This window comes from Myroides odoratimimus, assembly GCF_030326305.1.
Lineage (GTDB): Bacteria > Bacteroidota > Bacteroidia > Flavobacteriales > Flavobacteriaceae > Flavobacterium > Flavobacterium odoratimimum_A.
In genome coordinates this window covers 38,175-54,135 of record NZ_JACAKB010000012.1, presented here as the reverse complement: position 1 = coordinate 54,135, position 15,961 = coordinate 38,175, and the positions used below count along the sequence as shown (strand labels likewise).

Below are 15,961 nucleotides of genomic sequence, written 5' to 3'. Positions count from 1 at the left end.
ATACTTGATAAGGATTAAAATTCACGTGGTTTAAACTGGCTAAATGTTCCGTCTTTATAAAAAATAACCACTTGTTCTATGTCTCCTTTATTTGTTCCAAAGGGAAAAGGAGGGAGAATATTCTCAGTGCTATTTTCTTGTTTTGGTTCTTGAATTTGATCCATTTTTTCAGAGACTTTACTCTCCTTTTTTTCTGAAAAAGAAGGGGGGATTTCTTCCTCTTTTTCACTAGAAAAAAGATCCGTTGAGTAAGGAGTAGTCATTGGAGTAGAAGGAGGAGTTTGGATTATTTTAGTGATAGTAGTGGTATTGTCTTTCTCTAAATAATTACCTGTTCCTTTGATTAACCATTCCAAACTTAGCTCAGGAAAAGCTTCATTTATTTTTAAAATAAAGTCTAAACTAGGTTTATTTCTACCTGACAAAAGATGAGATAAACTAGATCTTTGCACACCAACTTTGTCTGCAAAAGAAGAGGCAGAGTAGTCATAGTTGTGAAGTATAAATTCAAGTCTGTTTACAAAGTTATCCATAGTATTTTGTTTATAGAAGTAAATAGTTTTAGTGTTTACAAATGTAATACTGTTTGCTATATTACAAATGTATACATAAATATAATTGTAAACAATATTGAAGTTTATATTCATGTAAAGCTATTTTAAGTATTGAATATTAAGTAATTAAACAACCGTGTTTAGCTTTGTAAACTTCTAAAGTGTTAGTGTTAGTCGTCATGCTTTAATTGTGTTACTTTTGTAAACAAGGATCTTCTTTAAATTGTTTACAGATGTGAAAGATAAGTTATTTACATTTGTAACATCATATAATAATCAAGGGATGGACTATAACTTTTTAGTAGAAAACTATACGAATAAATGTGTGTCAGGTAGATATGTGACAGCTGACATGATTAGTGATTTTTTAAATGACTTAAACCAAAAGTTCAAAGTTGAGGAGAAAGGAAAATCAGTAGAAGGGAGATCGATAAAAACAGTAACTTGGGGTGTGGGAACTACACGCATTTTTATGTGGTCTCAGATGCACGGAAATGAATCTACAACAACAAAAGCAGTACTGGATTTTCTTCATTTACTTAATCAAGAAAAAGAGAGTTTTATTAAAGAGTGGTATACTAAGTTTACCTTTTATATAGTCCCTATTTTAAACCCTGATGGAGCTCATTATTATACTCGTGTAAATGCGAATCAAGTTGACCTTAATAGAGACTCTATTAACCTTACTCAACCAGAAAGTAGATTACTTAGAACCTTGTTAGAAGAGTATACGCCAGACTATGCTTTTAACTTACATGATCAACGAACTATATTTGGTGTAGGAGATACAGGTAAGCCTGCTACAATATCTTTTTTAGCACCTTCTTATAATGAGGAGAGAGAAGTTAATGATAATCGTTTAGAAGCAATCAGATTAATCGTAGTGATGAATGAAGAGCTTCAAAAGGTTATTCCTGGACAGGTAGGAAGGTTTGATGATGGTTTTAATATAAATTGTATTGGTGATTATTGTCAAGCACAGGGAATACCTACTATATTATTTGAAGCAGGACATTATCAGGGGGATTATGATAGAGAATATAGTAGAAATATTGTTTTTAGGAGTCTTTTAATATCAGTTTCCGCGTTGATTAATAAAAATTACACAGATAATACAATAGAATCATATATAAGTATACCAGAAAATCATAAAAACTTTAATGATATTGCAATTGAGGGGGTTACATTAAAAGAAACCGGAGAAGATTATATTGTGAAAATTCAATATTTAGAGCAATTAGAAAGTAATAATGTTAAATTTTATCCCATTATTGTTGATATTATTAAAAAAGAAAGTAAATTTGTCCATCAACGTGTCAAGGAAAACTTGTTTTTTTTAGAGAGTATTAAAAATACAGAAGATGCGATAGATAAAATATTAACTGATGTTGTAGAGTTAGGTGGGCGAGAGGTTAATTATTTATTAAAAAAATAATAAAGTTTATTTTTTTTCCAAAAAATGTAAATTTTATTTAGTATTATTGTACAGAATTATAGATTATAATAAGATAAATAATTGATTTATGAGTAAATTTCGTTTAGATGAAATCGATCACCAAATCTTAGATATGTTGATTGACAATACGAGAGTTCCTTTCACTGATATAGCAAAAAAACTATTAATCTCAGCAGGTACTGTTCACGTTCGTGTTAAGAAAATGGAAGATGCAGGTATTATCCAAGGATCTTCTTTAACATTAGATTACGAAAAATTAGGATATGCTTTTATTGCATACATTGGAATCTTTTTACATAATACTTCACAAACTAAGTTTGTATTAGAGCGTATTAATGAAATTCCTTTCGTAACAGTAGCTCACGTTACTACAGGTAAATTTAATGTTTTCTGTAAAATTAGAGCAAAAAATACACGTCACGCAAAAGAAGTTATTTATATGATTGATGACATTGAAGGAGTTTACAGAACTGAATCAATGATTTCTTTAGAAGAAAGTATCAATGATAAAAAACGTTTAATGCACACTATCTTTAAAGAATTATAAGAACTGTGTGTTTATAATATAGAAAAGAGGATATCATGATATCCTCTTTTTTTTTTGTATTTATCATATTAAGAGAATCCGATATTTCCTTTATTTCTTCATTGTTTAGGTTAGCTTTTCAGAACACTTTTCATTTTCTTTGTAACTTAACACAAAAAAATATGGACTCGTTAACTCAAATTGTACTAGGAGCAGCTGTTGGGAATGCTATTATCGGACGTAAGATAGGCAATAGAGCAGTTTTATATGGAGCGATAGCAGGTACGATACCTGACTTAGACATTTTAGCTATGTTCTTTACAGATCCTATAACTGCTGTAGAATTGCATCGTGGATTTACACACTCTATTCTATTTGCTTGTTTCGGAGCCATATTATTTGGGTATTTACTTTATTATATAGAAAAGAAGAATAAAGTAACCTATGAGGAGGGGTTTTGGCTTTTCTTCTGGGGGTTCTTTACTCACGCTCTTTTAGATATGTTTACCACATGGGGCACACGACTGTTTTGGCCTCTTGATTATTCTTTTGCGTTCAAGTCTATTTTTGTGATAGATCCGTTATATACTTTACCTTTTGCTTATTTCCTAATACGTTCGATGCGAGAAAAGTCAAATCTGGATAAAAGGATGTATTATAATAGAATGGGGTTCTATGTGAGTTCATTCTATCTATTTGTAACGTTGACATTAAAAGCGTTTGCTTTTTATAGTTTTACGGATGCATTAGACCGTCAAGGAATTAAGTATACAGAAATGTCTGTAAAGCCTACAGTGATGAATACGATACTGTGGAATGCAATAGTAGAAACAGACAGCTCTTTTTTAATAGGAGAGTATTCTTTCTTTGACAAATCTCTTATTACTTTCCAGGAGTTTCCTAAAAACCACACATTGATAAAGTCTTTAGAGACTCATCCACTAATTGTTCGATTGGTAAAGATTAGTGAAGGGTATTATACTTTCTCTGAAAAGAAGGATGAAATCTATTTTAATGACTTGCGCTTTGGTTTACTGAAAAATGAAGGTGAAGAAGTACAGTTTGCTTTTAGCTATAGATTCTATTTAGATGATAAAGGAGAATTACAAGTAGAAGAGGTAAAAAAGGAACGTAAAGACGGTTTACTCTTGCTAAAGAAATTGTGGACTAGAATATGGGGTATTTAGAAAGGAATGATTATGAACTTATATCAAAAACATTTTATTCATATTATATCAGAGCAACTTCCTCAGGGGGCTAAGTTAGTTGATTTTATTTCTGAACTGATTCATTTAGGTAAGGAAGCTTGTTATAGAAGAATCAGAGGAGAGGTAGAGTTTACTTTGACAGAAGTAGTTACTATTGCTAAAGCCATGAATATTAATCTTACTTCTTTAATCATTAGAGAAGGTGGAGATAAGATTACTTGTAATCTTAGAGTTTCTGAAGGAGATTCTTTAGAGCGAGTTTATATCAGAATGATGGAGGCAGAATTAAACGTTTTGGAGGGGTTTGAACAAAAAAGCAAGCATACACTTCACATAGCATGTAAAGAGCTCCCAGAGCTTCTATATTTAGCTTCTGAGAGCTTGATGAAGCTTCGTCTAATGAAGATAGAATTAAATCAAGGAGCTCTGATTTCTACTTCGTTTGATAAAATAGAGATTACCTCAGCGATTAAGCAAATTCAACGGAAGTATTGGCAAGCTTTAGAGAGCTTTAAACTTACTTTATACTTAGCTCCAGATATTTTAAATACTTTAGTATATGATATAGTCTATTTTTATAGAATCAATACGTTGACAGATGAAGAAAAAACGCTAATACAACATGAGCTTAATGAAGTATTAGATCTACTAAGTTTAATAGGAAGTACAGGAAAGTATAAGGATAAAGAGATAGAGCTCTATCTATCTTATCTAGGTTTAGATATTTCTCATAGTTATTTAAAATCGGATGGATTAGAAGCAACCATAGTTTACTTGAATAGTCCCAATAGTATTTTATCGTTTGATCCAGCCTTTAATAAGGCACAAGAACATCGTATTAGCATGATAAAACGAACTTCTACCTTGATTAGTTTATCGGGAGAATTGGAGAAAGTAGCTTACTTAAATAAGCAGAGAGCAATTCTTAAAAATATATAAAGAACAAGTGATTGCTCTTTTTTTGTAAAAATAGACAAGAATGAGATTTCTTGTTTCGCTATTAGACACGGATTCAAAAGTTTTTTTTCTTTTATAGTTGTTATTTGCAGTTAATAAAAACAACGTAGCAATGGCAAATAAAGATTTTCAACCAGGTATAGAACAAGCGAAAGCACTTGATAAAGCAGATGTATTATATAGGTTTAGAGAGAGATTCTTCCCTTTAGCAGATAATAAGATCTATATGGATGGTAATTCTCTAGGACTAGCTTCTAAAGATGCAGAACAGGCTTTACTTCAAGTAATGGAGGTGTGGAAGAACGAAGGTATTCTAATCTGGAATGTAGAGAACGGACATTATTTTAACTATGGCAAAAACCTAGGTAATAGAGTAGGGCGTTTAATTAATGCAGAGGAGAATGAGGTAATGATCACAGCTAATACAACACTTAATATACACCAAGTGATCGCTACGTTTTGGAAACCAACTAAAGAACGTTATAAAATACTAGTAGATGATCTAAACTTCCCTACAGATAGATATGCTGTAGATAGTCAGATAGCACTAAAAGGCATGAAGGTAGAGGAAGTTCTAAAAGTTGTGGAGAGTGCAGATGGAGTGTTTATTGACGAGGACGCAGTGATAGAAGCGATGACTCCGGATGTAGCTATTATCTTATTGCCGTCAGTCTTATATAGAAGTGCTCAACTTTTAGATATGGAGAGACTGACTAAAGAAGCTCATAAACGCGGTATTTATATCGGCTTTGACCTATGTCATTCTATTGGAGCAGTAGCACATGATTTTGAGGTTATTCAACTTGATTTTGCTATCTGGTGTAATTATAAGTACCTATCAGCAGGCCCTGGTTCTACAGCAGGAATTTATGTGAACAAAAAACACTTTAATAAGACTGTAGGATTAGCAGGGTGGTTTGGTAATAAAGACGAAACACAGTTTCAGTTAAACCATGAGTTTGAACAAGCTGCGGATATAACAGCATTTCAGACAGGTACGCCTAATATCTTTTCGATGGCACCATTAGAAGGAGTATTAAATATTTATGAAGAGGCAGGGATGAAGCATATTCGAGCTAAATCTCTAAATCTAACTGCTTATATGATGTACCTAATTGATAGTCGCCTTAAGGTATACGGGTACACCTATAATAACGAAACAGAAGATCATAAACGTGGAGGGCATGTAGCTTTAGTACATGATGAAGCTTATAGAATTTGTTTAGCATTAAAACATCATAATATTATTCCTGATTATAGAGAGCCTAATGTAATTCGTCTTGCCCCTATAGCCTTGTATAATTCATATGAAGAAGTCTATACATTGATTGAAGTGTTAGAAGTAATCGGGCAAGACCAGCAATGGAATAACTTTAGTAATGAAAGAGCGATAGTGGTTTAAAACTGTGTTTGATCTATAATTAGTTCTTTATCCATTAAATAAGGAGTGAAATACTCAAGGATTCTATTTATAAATAATAAGGTAATGAATCTTTTTATTCTTAGTATTTATAGCGATACTAGAGATAGGGTTGTACTGACGTGCTAGGAGATCGCTAGAGGTGTTCTTGCACCTTTCTTCGACAAAGAGGCCTTCTGGGCAAGAAAACCCCTAGAATGTGCAAGCCAAACGAGCTTATTATTTATACATATTGACATTGTTTTAAAATAACAGTGTTACTCGATTCTGTTTAATCAAACTGAGGTTGTATTATAGAAAAAGACTTTTTAATAGTATTTGGAGCGTCTTTTCTTTTTACTTTTACAATAGAATTAGAAATTATTTACTGAATGATTATCGATATTAATCAACATAAAATCTCTATTGGGAGTCACTATGACATATTTATTGATGGAGAAAAGAAGTATTATGGAAAGCAAAAGCTTTTTAAGTTGTTTGCAGAAGTGAATTTGTTTGCAGAAACAATCAATGAACAAGTCTTTAAGGTTAAAAAGAAGTTTTTTCTATTGTACCCTACCTATGTACTAACAGATAGTCAAGGAAAGGAAGCTATATTAGAGATGAAGTCTTATTGGAAGACTCATTATCAATGTACTTACCAACATAAAGTATATGATATCTATGCACATCGAGGGCGAAAGTGTTCTGTTTTTATAAATGGAAAGCAAGTAGCATGGTGGGATAAACAAGCAGTTTCTTGGTTTGATGGAGATAATTATCAAATTATAGCAGATGATGATATTAATGAACAAGTATTAATTGCTTGTTGTTTGGCTTATGACAATTATACTTATAAATCTCAAGATAAAGGGGTGTTTAATTATGATTTAGGTAACTTAATCTTTCAAAACAGAAGTTTTGATAAGCAATGGAAACCTAACAATAAAAATAAATAAAGCATTTTAGGATAAAAAGGCTCTTAACACTAGTGTTAAGAGCCTTTTTATCTTTAGTTTTATAGAGTCAAACACAAAGATGAATAATGGTTATAGAAGTAGACCAATTGGTAGATTACCATTTGATTAAGTACAAAGGATTCATCAATAAGGAGAAGAGATTTTACGCAGAACAGAATGTAGATAGCGATTTTGTAGATATTAATTTGTTTTCAACGACTAGTGATATACCTGTTTTTAATATTAGAAGAGGAGAAGGCACAGGTCTGTTTAAGCCTGCAAAATATGTCTTAACAGATCAGCATGGGAATACAGCGAGGTTAGAAATGCTCTCTTATTGGAAAACTCACTATCAATGTCACTATAATTATAAGGTCTATGATATTTATGCTCATCGTGGACTAAAGTGCTCTATTTTTGAAAATAGGAAGCAAATCGCTTGGTGGGATAAGGAAAGAATAAGTATTAGTTATGCTGATAATTATTTTATGATTGCCAATAATGATGTTAATCAAGAATTACTTATTGCTTTTTGTCTAGCGTATGATGATTATCATTTTGAACCATCCATATATAGAAGACATCTCATAAGAGATAAAATAAAACTAAGTATAGGAAATATCTTTTTTGAGAAAAGAAAATTTGATAAAAACTGGAAGGCAAATAAATATTGAGTAAAACAAAATCCAATAGATAATATTATCTAAATTTATAAATAGAACAAGAACCTTAAAAATATACAGAAATGAGTATTCTAAAAGCAACACAACAAGAACAAGACAACTTCTTTTGGAAGATTATAGATGAGTCTAATGATGTAAAAGACTTTGATTGGGAAGAATATGACCAAGATCAACACATCGATCAAATGATTGATTTATTAAGTAAAACAGACAAAGATCATTTAATCGTTTTTGAGAAAGTAATGCAACAACAATTACATAGATTGTACACTGCAGAAATAGCAGAGCTGTACATCGTCTTGAATAATGACTTTGATGTAGAAGAAGGTGTTATAGATTTCGATGATACGATTTCTGATGATGCATTTATCTATTTTAGATGTTGGTTATTACTTAAAGGAAAAGACTTCGTAGAAGAAATCATAAGTGATATTCAGAACTTTGTAAATGGAGAATATAGTTTTGACATTGGAGAGTGTGATGCAGAAGAGTTACTTTATGTAGCAGACTTAGCTAATGAAGAAATGACAGGTATCGAAGAGTCTGAAGAGATTAGAGATGCTATTTATGAATCTTTTCCAGATGTAGTAAACTATGATGATGTAGATGTGAAGATGAATAGAGAGGTAAAAGGAGGAACAGCACTACATAAGATGTATCCTGAGCTTGTAGAAGAAATATGTGATGTACGTTCTGATGTAGAAGAATAAAATAAAAGAAGTATAGAGCATAGATGCTTTATACTTCTTTTTTTAACCCAAGTTATGTGATAGGCAAATAAATCAAGTAGTTATAAAAATAGATCTGAATTAGTGAGCTAAGCATATTATTGTGTGGTTTTAGAGCTAATGAAAGAGTTATGAAGTAGAATTATTTTGTAGTATTTGGTTAATGCATAACCTGGGCTTAAATAGCAAAAGGTAAATATGAAAGGAAAGACATTGTTTAGGAGTTTGTTTATAGCAGGTTTGTTATTTGTGGCTACAGAAGCACAAGCTCAAAAAATAGAGAAAAATTATAGAGAAGATTGGACTTATTCGCATAATAGATATGATGCTCAGTTAGAAAAGTCCTTTTTTGGAGGTTTAGATTTTTCGGATAATAATAGAAATAAAATAGAATTCTCAAAAGAGTATCTAAACCTAGAATACAGCGGGATTCTCGAGGATGACGAGTTACAGCAGTTGTTCTTAATGGACTTAGTTAAGAAGTATAAGTATACTAATCGTTATACAGCAACTTATGAGGTGGATATGTTTGGAAAAGTGACGATAAAAGATAACCAAGGAAATAAGATTGAATACGGTACAGATCTTTTTGGGAATAAAATTTATGAAGACAAGAAAAGAGGGATTAAGTATTCTATTGGAAAAGATTTAATGGGTGACTATAACTATAAGTCTGGTAGAGAAAGTGCTAGTTTAAAGAAAGATATCTTTGACAAATGGAAGTATACAGATAGTTTTGGTAATAAATTAGAGATAGGACAAGAGACATGGGGACACTGGATTACACAGTTTAGAGATGAAGAGGGAGTATTATTTTATTTGATAACCGTATTCTTTAGACCAAATGATAACATTATGTATAGATAAGAAGGAAGATATCATCATTCCTTTTACTAAAATAGGTGATCCTTTATGGAAAGATAAGACTAGGCTGATCATTGAGTCCTTAGCTGATAATTGGTCAAATGATTTAGTAGACCCCAAATCAGAAGAGGAAATACGACTATTAGAAGCAAGAATAGAAACCAGTTTACCAAATTCTTTAAAGGAATTCTATAAGGTATTTGGGTTAGCTGATATAGGCGAACAGTTACTCAGCTTTGACGAAATAGACTATCTTATAAAAATATGGGAACCTCACCCAGAATACGGACCTAGTTTCACCCCGGAGGACTTATCTGTGTTACCTTACTTAATTACTTTTAGTGATTATCTAGGTAATGGGAATATGTTCTGTTTTCATAAAGAGACTAAAGAGATCTATTATTTTGATCATGATAGTCAACCCTATTTGACAAAGATGTTTAGTCATTTTGATGATTATTTAAAAGGGTGTTTGGTTTTTGCGCAAGCAGATTTATTTGGAGAAGTAGGGCAGGATAAAGTGGATCAATGGACAGAACAAATAGTTGATGAGCTGATAGGAGAAGACCTAGTTCGTAAATGGAGATATTAAAATAAAACAATTGGAATGATAGAAATAAATAATTGGAAAACTTTCGAAAAACAGTATAACTTCGAAGAGTCTGTATATAATTATGTAAAAGAATCACTTGAGTTAATCGGTCAGTCTACTTTAAAAGAAGAGATCTTTTGTTCTTTTGCTTTTAACTGTAGTGCTTATAATGGATATGTATTATTGAGTTTAGACACTGATGTGCTGAATAGAGAGCGAAAGTATTACCCACCAGATTGGACTTATGAAGTTGTAGAAGATTATGTTTTAGAGCTTAGAGATCTTGGTGCTCGTCTTTATGAGCCTATAGAAGATGCATATCACAGTATTGTACAGGATTTAGAAGATCAGTATAAGTTCGATGATTTTACTAATGGCTTCCTTAGTAGTTTAAGAAGGGTAATGGTAAGGATAGAAAGAGAGCATCTTCTATCACAGTATTTAAAAGTAACACCTGAGATATGGACATTGGTTACTGAAATAGATGCTGATGAAGAGGAAGAAGAAAGCTTATTACAAGAAGAGCGTACTCGTAGTATGGAAGTATAAAACAAAACAAGGGAAGTAACTTACTTCCCTTGTTTTGTTTTATAAAGTTCGTTTGCGTACTAACTTATTAACTCTACTCATTAAGATAATACTTATAGTAGAGACAAGCACAAGCACATAGGCCACAATATTGTAATTGATAAGTGGGCTGTTATCATGCTCTTGGTAAACAATTAGCCCTGCGATAGCAGCGGCTATACCTCCAGATATTTGCTGTAGAGAAGATGTGATACTCATATAAGCCCCTCTGTCCGCTGTATCAGGTACAGCACTATTAAGAGCTGATGAAGGAACCATACGACTCATAATCCCAATCATCATAAAGATGTTAGTCATAATAACTAACCAAAAAGGGATCTGAAAGAAGTTTGTGTATATTACACTTACAACCATTAACCAAATAGAGGCAAAAGCAAATAGTTTAAATTTACTCATTCTATCACTTAATTTACCTATAAATGGCATAAGCGTTAATGAAGTAACTCCTGATATCATAAAGAGGATAGGTAATTGATCAGGGTGAACACCTAGGTTATTGACTGCAAAGATAGTCCCGAACGGCATCATCATAAATCCTCCTACGGATAACATGGTGATAGACATAAATCCTATTCTATAATCTTTATTTTTAACTGTATTCCACAGATGTGCAATAACGTTTTTTTGAGGTTGCAGAGTTAGATGATCTTTCACAGGTTTTAAATACATCGCTATAGCAATAGCTATAAGGATAGATAGTCCTACAATCATGAAGAAAGGAGCTTCCCAAAACCACTTGTTAGCAATATATAGCCCAATAGGAATACCGAGTACTTGACTTGCACCGAACCCCATTTGTATAAACCCCATTACACGACCTCTCTGATGTAGACTAAAAATATCTGTCACAATAGCCATAGAGATAGAACCTATCACTCCTCCAAATAGTCCTGTAAAGATGCGAGCAAATACGAGTGTCTCATAAGAGTTTGCTAAACCACAGAATAGGGTTCCAATGATAAAGCCAATGTAGAAGAACAATAATAGTTTCTTTCTATCAAACTTATCTGCAAAACCTGCAGTCAGTAATCCTGCTGCTCCAGCGCTAAAAGCATAAGCTGATACAGCTATTCCAAAATCTTTTGTGGACATAGATAAGCTCTTTAGTAAGAGATCTCCTAGAGGAGCCATAACCATAAAGTCTAAAATAACAGTGAATTGTGTGATAGCTAGTATGAAAATAACGATTTTTTCATATTTAGTAAAACCTTGATTTGATGTTCTTGTCATAGTGAGATATATCTTCCTCCTTAGTTTATTTAAATAAAAAATTAAAGAAGTTGCTGCAAATATAAACCATTATTCTTTTCATTATCTTTGAATAAGTAATTAGTGCATTATGAGATTTTTAGTGACTAAACTAGTAAAGATATGTCTTAATAAAATGCTCTTGTATAAATGTAGAATAAGTACTTACTACATTCTATAAAAGGTAGAGGATATTAAGGTTAATAAAATGAATAATGAGTATAAACTTATATAAGAAAAGGTATAGTGAGCTTTCTAAAAAATTTAGAGAGAGTTGTAGTATTAAAGATTTAGCGTCTGACTTATTTGATTTACTTTATGCTTTGCAAGCAGAGGCACAAACGAGTGAGAATATACTGTTACAAAGTCATATTTATGCCTTGTTAGAGTATTGGGAGACTGCATATAGATTGTTACTTGAAGTAGAAAGTAGTAAGACTCATAAAATCCAAGATAAGCTTTTTGTGTTCTCAGAAAAAGCGAAATCGCATAAGGATATTTTTGGTGTAAAAGACCTTCGAAAGTTAAGAGAAAGAAAGACAATAGACCTTCTGTTCCCAGAAGATATTACCCTTGCAGAGGGAACTAATAATCAATATAGTATAAAAGAGAAGAGAGTGGTTATTTTTAATAAGTACTGTCCACTTGATCGTTTTTTGATTATTAGTCATATTCCTTTTGATAGCAGAGCACAGTCTAAGGTGATAGATTATCTATATTGGCTTACAGACTTGCGTGAAGAGCTAATAGGATTTTATAATAGTGAGAATAACACTTTCCTTCCTTTCTTAGATGGAAAAGCAGATGATGATTGGTATGACACATTAGATCTATATAGCGCTACAATTTACTTACACAACTTAAGTGACATTAAAGCCTCTATTACGATAGGAGACGAGATTATAGTAGATCATATAATAGATATAGAAATTTCTAATAAAGAATGTATCGAAATGAGTATAGATGGATAATAGAATATCTTGACTCTATTTATGTATGTGAAGCCTGTATGAGTTAGAAGTTTATTCTAATTAATACAGGCTTCTTGTTTATAGCTGATGAAGTGGTTTGACTTCAGCTTGTTGTTTATATTCTTCTACTAACTTATCTAAGAATGTATATAAGGCTTGATTCATTGTAGTATAGTCGTATTTCATCAGTTGTTGAGCAGACTGTACAAAGCGATGATTATAATATTTCACTAAGCTTTCATGATCATTAGCAAGAATTAACTCTATTACTTCTGGTGTAAATTCCATATGACACTGCAATCCATATACTAGATTAGAATACTCTATTATTTGTCTAGGACATCCTTCGCTAGTAGCGAGTATTATGGCATCTGGTGTAAGTCCTGGCATATCATTGTGCCAGTGGCCTACTGAAAGTCCATTTTCTATATGCTTAAACTTTGGATGAGTCTTTCCTTTATCTGTAAGGTGAATAGGCCATACACCAAACTCTTTTTCTGGGCTGTGACTATAAGCGTTACACAGAGCTTCTCCTATAAGTTGCGCTCCTAGGCAGACTCCGACAACTGCTTTATGAGCGAGAATACACTTTAGTATTAACTCCTTTTCTTTTTGTGCATTGAAGTAAGGACACTCCTCCGTTGTAGTAATAGGGTCTTGAGGGCCTCCTAAGACAATAAGTAAATCAATATGCTCTGCTGAGGTTGGTAAAATGTTATTTTCATATGTTTTAGTCATACTAACACTATAGTTATGTCTTTTTGTCCAAAGTAGAAATGCGCCTGGAGCCTCGTATTTTTCATGTATTACAAAATGTATGTGCATTATATCTGTTGTTTGATTTGTGACAAAGATAAAATGTGGTCTAGCCAAGGTCATAGTCCAGAATAATTAAAGCTTCCTAGTCCAAGGAGATAAGGCAAAATTAGAAAGCATGGAGTGCATGGTTACTTATATTTTATTAAAATATACTAAATAAGTATGGTTTGTTTGTTTTGGTGTTTTTAAAATAGCTTTTAATGTATAAATAGTTGTAAAATAGATATTAAGTGGTATTATTGTGGGTGTGGTCTCTGTTTTATTGTGTTTTTGACAATACTTAATGTAGTTTTGTATTAGGTGATTAACCCCACATTTCCAATCTAACGTATGAGAAAACAATTACTAAAAACAGGTTTATTAAGTATTGCTTTATTTGCTTTGGGTACTAATGTACAAGCTCAGCGTGTAGCTGAGAAGAAAGCCGATAAAGAGTATGAAAAACTAGCTTATATAGATGCTATAAAAATCTATGAACGCATGGCTAAAAAAGGATATATCAACGGCGATATATTAATGAAATTAGCAGATTCATATTATTTTAATGGAAAGTTACTTGATGCTAATAAATGGTATACAGAGCTATTTAATGGAGAGTACGATGATAAGGATACAGTGAAGATTCCTTCAGAGTATTACTATCGTTATGCACAGACCTTAAAAGCCGCTGAACAATATGAGGCTTCTAAAAAAGTAATGGAGCAATTCGTTGTATTAGAAAAGGGAGACTCTAGAGCGAAATTATATATAGAGAATAAAGACTATTTAAAAAGAATTGAAGGCGGAGCAGCTCGTTATGAATTGATTCATACTTCTATTAATACTCCTTATTCTGATTATGGAGCGGCAGTGATAGGAGATCAACTTATTTTTACTTCTGCACGTCCTTCTAGTGAATTATCAAGTAAGAAATTACACGAGTGGACGAATGAGAGTTTTACTACACTATACAGTAGTACGATCTTAGCAGATGGTAAGTTAGGAGAGCCTGTTGTTTACGCTCCTGAGCTGAGTTCTAAGGTTAATGATGCTACTGCTGTATTTACCAAAGATGGAAAGACCATGTTCTTTACTCGTAATAATTCGAATCTAAAAGGAAAGCGTAAAAACAATAAGAAAAACTCGTCTCTATTAAAGATATTTAGTGCTACTAAGCAAGCTAATGGTACTTGGGGAGATATAAAAGAATTACCAATCAACTCAGATAACTTTAATACTGCTCACCCTGCACTAACGCCAGATAATGAATGGTTATATTTCTCTTCTGATAGAGAGGGAAGCGAAGGACAGTCAGATATTTTTAGAGTAGCTTTATATCCTAATGATGTGTATGGAGGTGTAGAGAGTATCGGGAAGAAAGTAAATACAGCAGGACGTGAGACATTCCCATTTATTTCTTCTGATAATTATTTATTCTTTGCCTCTGATGGTCATCCAGGTTTAGGAGGATTAGATATCTTTTCGGCTAAGTTAGAGAAAAATGGAGTGATAGGAGAAGTAGTTAATTTAGGAGCGCCTATTAATAGTCCGTTTGATGATTTTTCTATCTATATCAATAGAGACACAAATGCAGGATATGTGAGTTCAAACCGACCAGAAGGATTAGGAGGAGATGATATCTATTCTTTTATTCAGAAAGCATGTCTACAGCATATAGTAGGTACTGTATATGATATTAAAACAAAGAAAGGTATTCCTAATGCAACTGTTGTGATATCAGATGGATTATATGAAAAGTCTAAAACCATTCAGACAGATGAGCAAGGTAAGTATAGTTCTGAGACATTAGATTGTAGTGAGAAGTATCGTATTAAGGCAGAAGCACCAGAGTATAGTACAGTAGAGTTAGTATTTGCTGCAGCTGATGTTACTGGTGATAAAGAAGTGAATATCGGTTTAGATAAGGCATATGAGACAGTAGGAGTAAACGATGATTTATTTAAGAAGCTAAAATTACAACCTATCTATTTTGACTTTGATCAATCATTTATCCGCAGAGATGCAGCGATAGAGCTGATGAAAGTAGTTGAGGTAATGAGAGAGTACCCAGCTATGATCATAGATGTGCGTTCACATACAGATAGTAGAGGAAATGACAATTATAATTTAGCCTTATCAGATAGACGTGTGAAAGCAACTATTAAATGGATGATTTCTCAAGGTATAGAACCAAGTCGTCTAACAGGTAGAGGATATGGAGAAAGTCAACTACAGAACAGATGTTCTAATGGAGTACCATGTAGTGAAGCGGATCATCAGCTAAACAGAAGAAGCGAGTTTATCATTCTAAAAATGTAACAAAAAAAGAGGCGAGAGCCTCTTTTTTTAATTAGAAATTAGGAGTTAAAATTAGGAATTATCTGCCCTGCGGGTAATAGGTGCACACAGAGTATTAATGTAGAGACATCA

At 32.5% G+C, this 15,961-nt stretch carries 16 protein-coding genes; 13 read left to right on the top strand and 3 right to left on the bottom strand.

Annotated features, from left to right (window positions below; genetic code table 11):
- Positions 1-14 precede the first annotated feature (14 nt).
- Positions 15-533: a helix-turn-helix domain-containing protein gene (locus tag HX049_RS10390; RefSeq protein WP_286415739.1), complete on the bottom strand. Its 519-nt coding sequence runs from the start codon at positions 531-533 to the stop codon at positions 15-17.
- A gap of 256 nt (positions 534-789) precedes the next feature.
- Between HX049_RS10390 and HX049_RS10385 the strand changes: the two genes are divergently transcribed.
- The 11 genes from HX049_RS10385 (at position 790) to HX049_RS10335 (ending at position 10,475) form a co-directional block, all read left to right on the top strand.
- Positions 790-1,989 (top strand): M14 family metallopeptidase, encoded by a 1,200-nt coding sequence (locus HX049_RS10385; protein WP_286415738.1) that lies wholly within the window; start codon positions 790-792, stop codon positions 1,987-1,989.
- Positions 1,990-2,077: 88 nt separating this feature from the next.
- Complete coding sequence (locus tag HX049_RS10380; RefSeq protein ID WP_006258948.1) at positions 2,078-2,557, top strand: Lrp/AsnC family transcriptional regulator; 480 nt, start codon at positions 2,078-2,080, stop codon at positions 2,555-2,557.
- A 161-nt stretch (positions 2,558-2,718) separates the two neighbouring features.
- Positions 2,719-3,723, top strand: a complete 1,005-nt coding sequence (locus HX049_RS10375; protein WP_286415737.1) for a metal-dependent hydrolase — start codon at positions 2,719-2,721, stop codon at positions 3,721-3,723.
- Between the two features lie 12 nt (positions 3,724-3,735).
- The gene (locus HX049_RS10370) at positions 3,736-4,683 is read left to right on the top strand and encodes a hypothetical protein (protein WP_286415736.1); all 948 of its coding nucleotides are present in this window, start codon (positions 3,736-3,738) and stop codon (positions 4,681-4,683) included.
- Between the two features lie 130 nt (positions 4,684-4,813).
- The gene (gene kynU / locus HX049_RS10365) at positions 4,814-6,103 is read left to right on the top strand and encodes a kynureninase (protein WP_286415735.1); all 1,290 of its coding nucleotides are present in this window, start codon (positions 4,814-4,816) and stop codon (positions 6,101-6,103) included.
- A gap of 389 nt (positions 6,104-6,492) precedes the next feature.
- Complete coding sequence (locus HX049_RS10360) at positions 6,493-7,059, top strand: hypothetical protein (RefSeq protein WP_286415734.1); 567 nt, start codon at positions 6,493-6,495, stop codon at positions 7,057-7,059.
- Between the two features lie 86 nt (positions 7,060-7,145).
- A complete protein-coding gene (locus HX049_RS10355; protein WP_286415733.1) occupies positions 7,146-7,733 on the top strand; it encodes a hypothetical protein in 588 nt (195 codons plus the stop codon).
- A 71-nt stretch (positions 7,734-7,804) separates the two neighbouring features.
- The gene (locus tag HX049_RS10350) at positions 7,805-8,452 is read left to right on the top strand and encodes a DUF4240 domain-containing protein (RefSeq protein WP_286415732.1); all 648 of its coding nucleotides are present in this window, start codon (positions 7,805-7,807) and stop codon (positions 8,450-8,452) included.
- 216 nt (positions 8,453-8,668) lie between these two features.
- On the top strand, positions 8,669-9,337 hold the full coding sequence (locus tag HX049_RS10345) for a hypothetical protein (protein WP_286415731.1): 669 nt from the start codon (positions 8,669-8,671) through the stop codon (positions 9,335-9,337).
- Positions 9,315-9,926 (top strand): SMI1/KNR4 family protein, encoded by a 612-nt coding sequence (locus tag HX049_RS10340; RefSeq protein WP_286415730.1) that lies wholly within the window; start codon positions 9,315-9,317, stop codon positions 9,924-9,926. Before HX049_RS10345 ends, HX049_RS10340 begins: the two co-directional genes overlap by 23 nt.
- 15 nt (positions 9,927-9,941) lie before the next feature.
- A complete protein-coding gene (locus tag HX049_RS10335; protein WP_286415729.1) occupies positions 9,942-10,475 on the top strand; it encodes a DUF4303 domain-containing protein in 534 nt (177 codons plus the stop codon).
- 39 nt (positions 10,476-10,514) lie between these two features.
- Here the strand turns inward: HX049_RS10335 and HX049_RS10330 are convergent, their stop codons facing one another.
- Positions 10,515-11,744, bottom strand: a complete 1,230-nt coding sequence (locus HX049_RS10330) for an MFS transporter (protein WP_286415728.1) — start codon at positions 11,742-11,744, stop codon at positions 10,515-10,517.
- 233 nt (positions 11,745-11,977) lie between these two features.
- Between HX049_RS10330 and HX049_RS10325 the strand changes: the two genes are divergently transcribed.
- The gene (locus HX049_RS10325) at positions 11,978-12,733 is read left to right on the top strand and encodes a hypothetical protein (RefSeq protein ID WP_286415726.1); all 756 of its coding nucleotides are present in this window, start codon (positions 11,978-11,980) and stop codon (positions 12,731-12,733) included.
- A 78-nt stretch (positions 12,734-12,811) separates the two neighbouring features.
- Here HX049_RS10325 and HX049_RS10320 read toward each other — a convergent pair whose 3' ends face one another.
- A complete protein-coding gene (locus tag HX049_RS10320) occupies positions 12,812-13,558 on the bottom strand; it encodes a glutamine amidotransferase-related protein (RefSeq protein WP_286415725.1) in 747 nt (248 codons plus the stop codon).
- Between the two features lie 324 nt (positions 13,559-13,882).
- Between HX049_RS10320 and HX049_RS10315 the strand changes: the two genes are divergently transcribed.
- Positions 13,883-15,850 (top strand): OmpA family protein, encoded by a 1,968-nt coding sequence (locus HX049_RS10315; RefSeq protein ID WP_286415724.1) that lies wholly within the window; start codon positions 13,883-13,885, stop codon positions 15,848-15,850.
- The last annotated feature ends 111 nt before the right edge of the window (positions 15,851-15,961 follow it).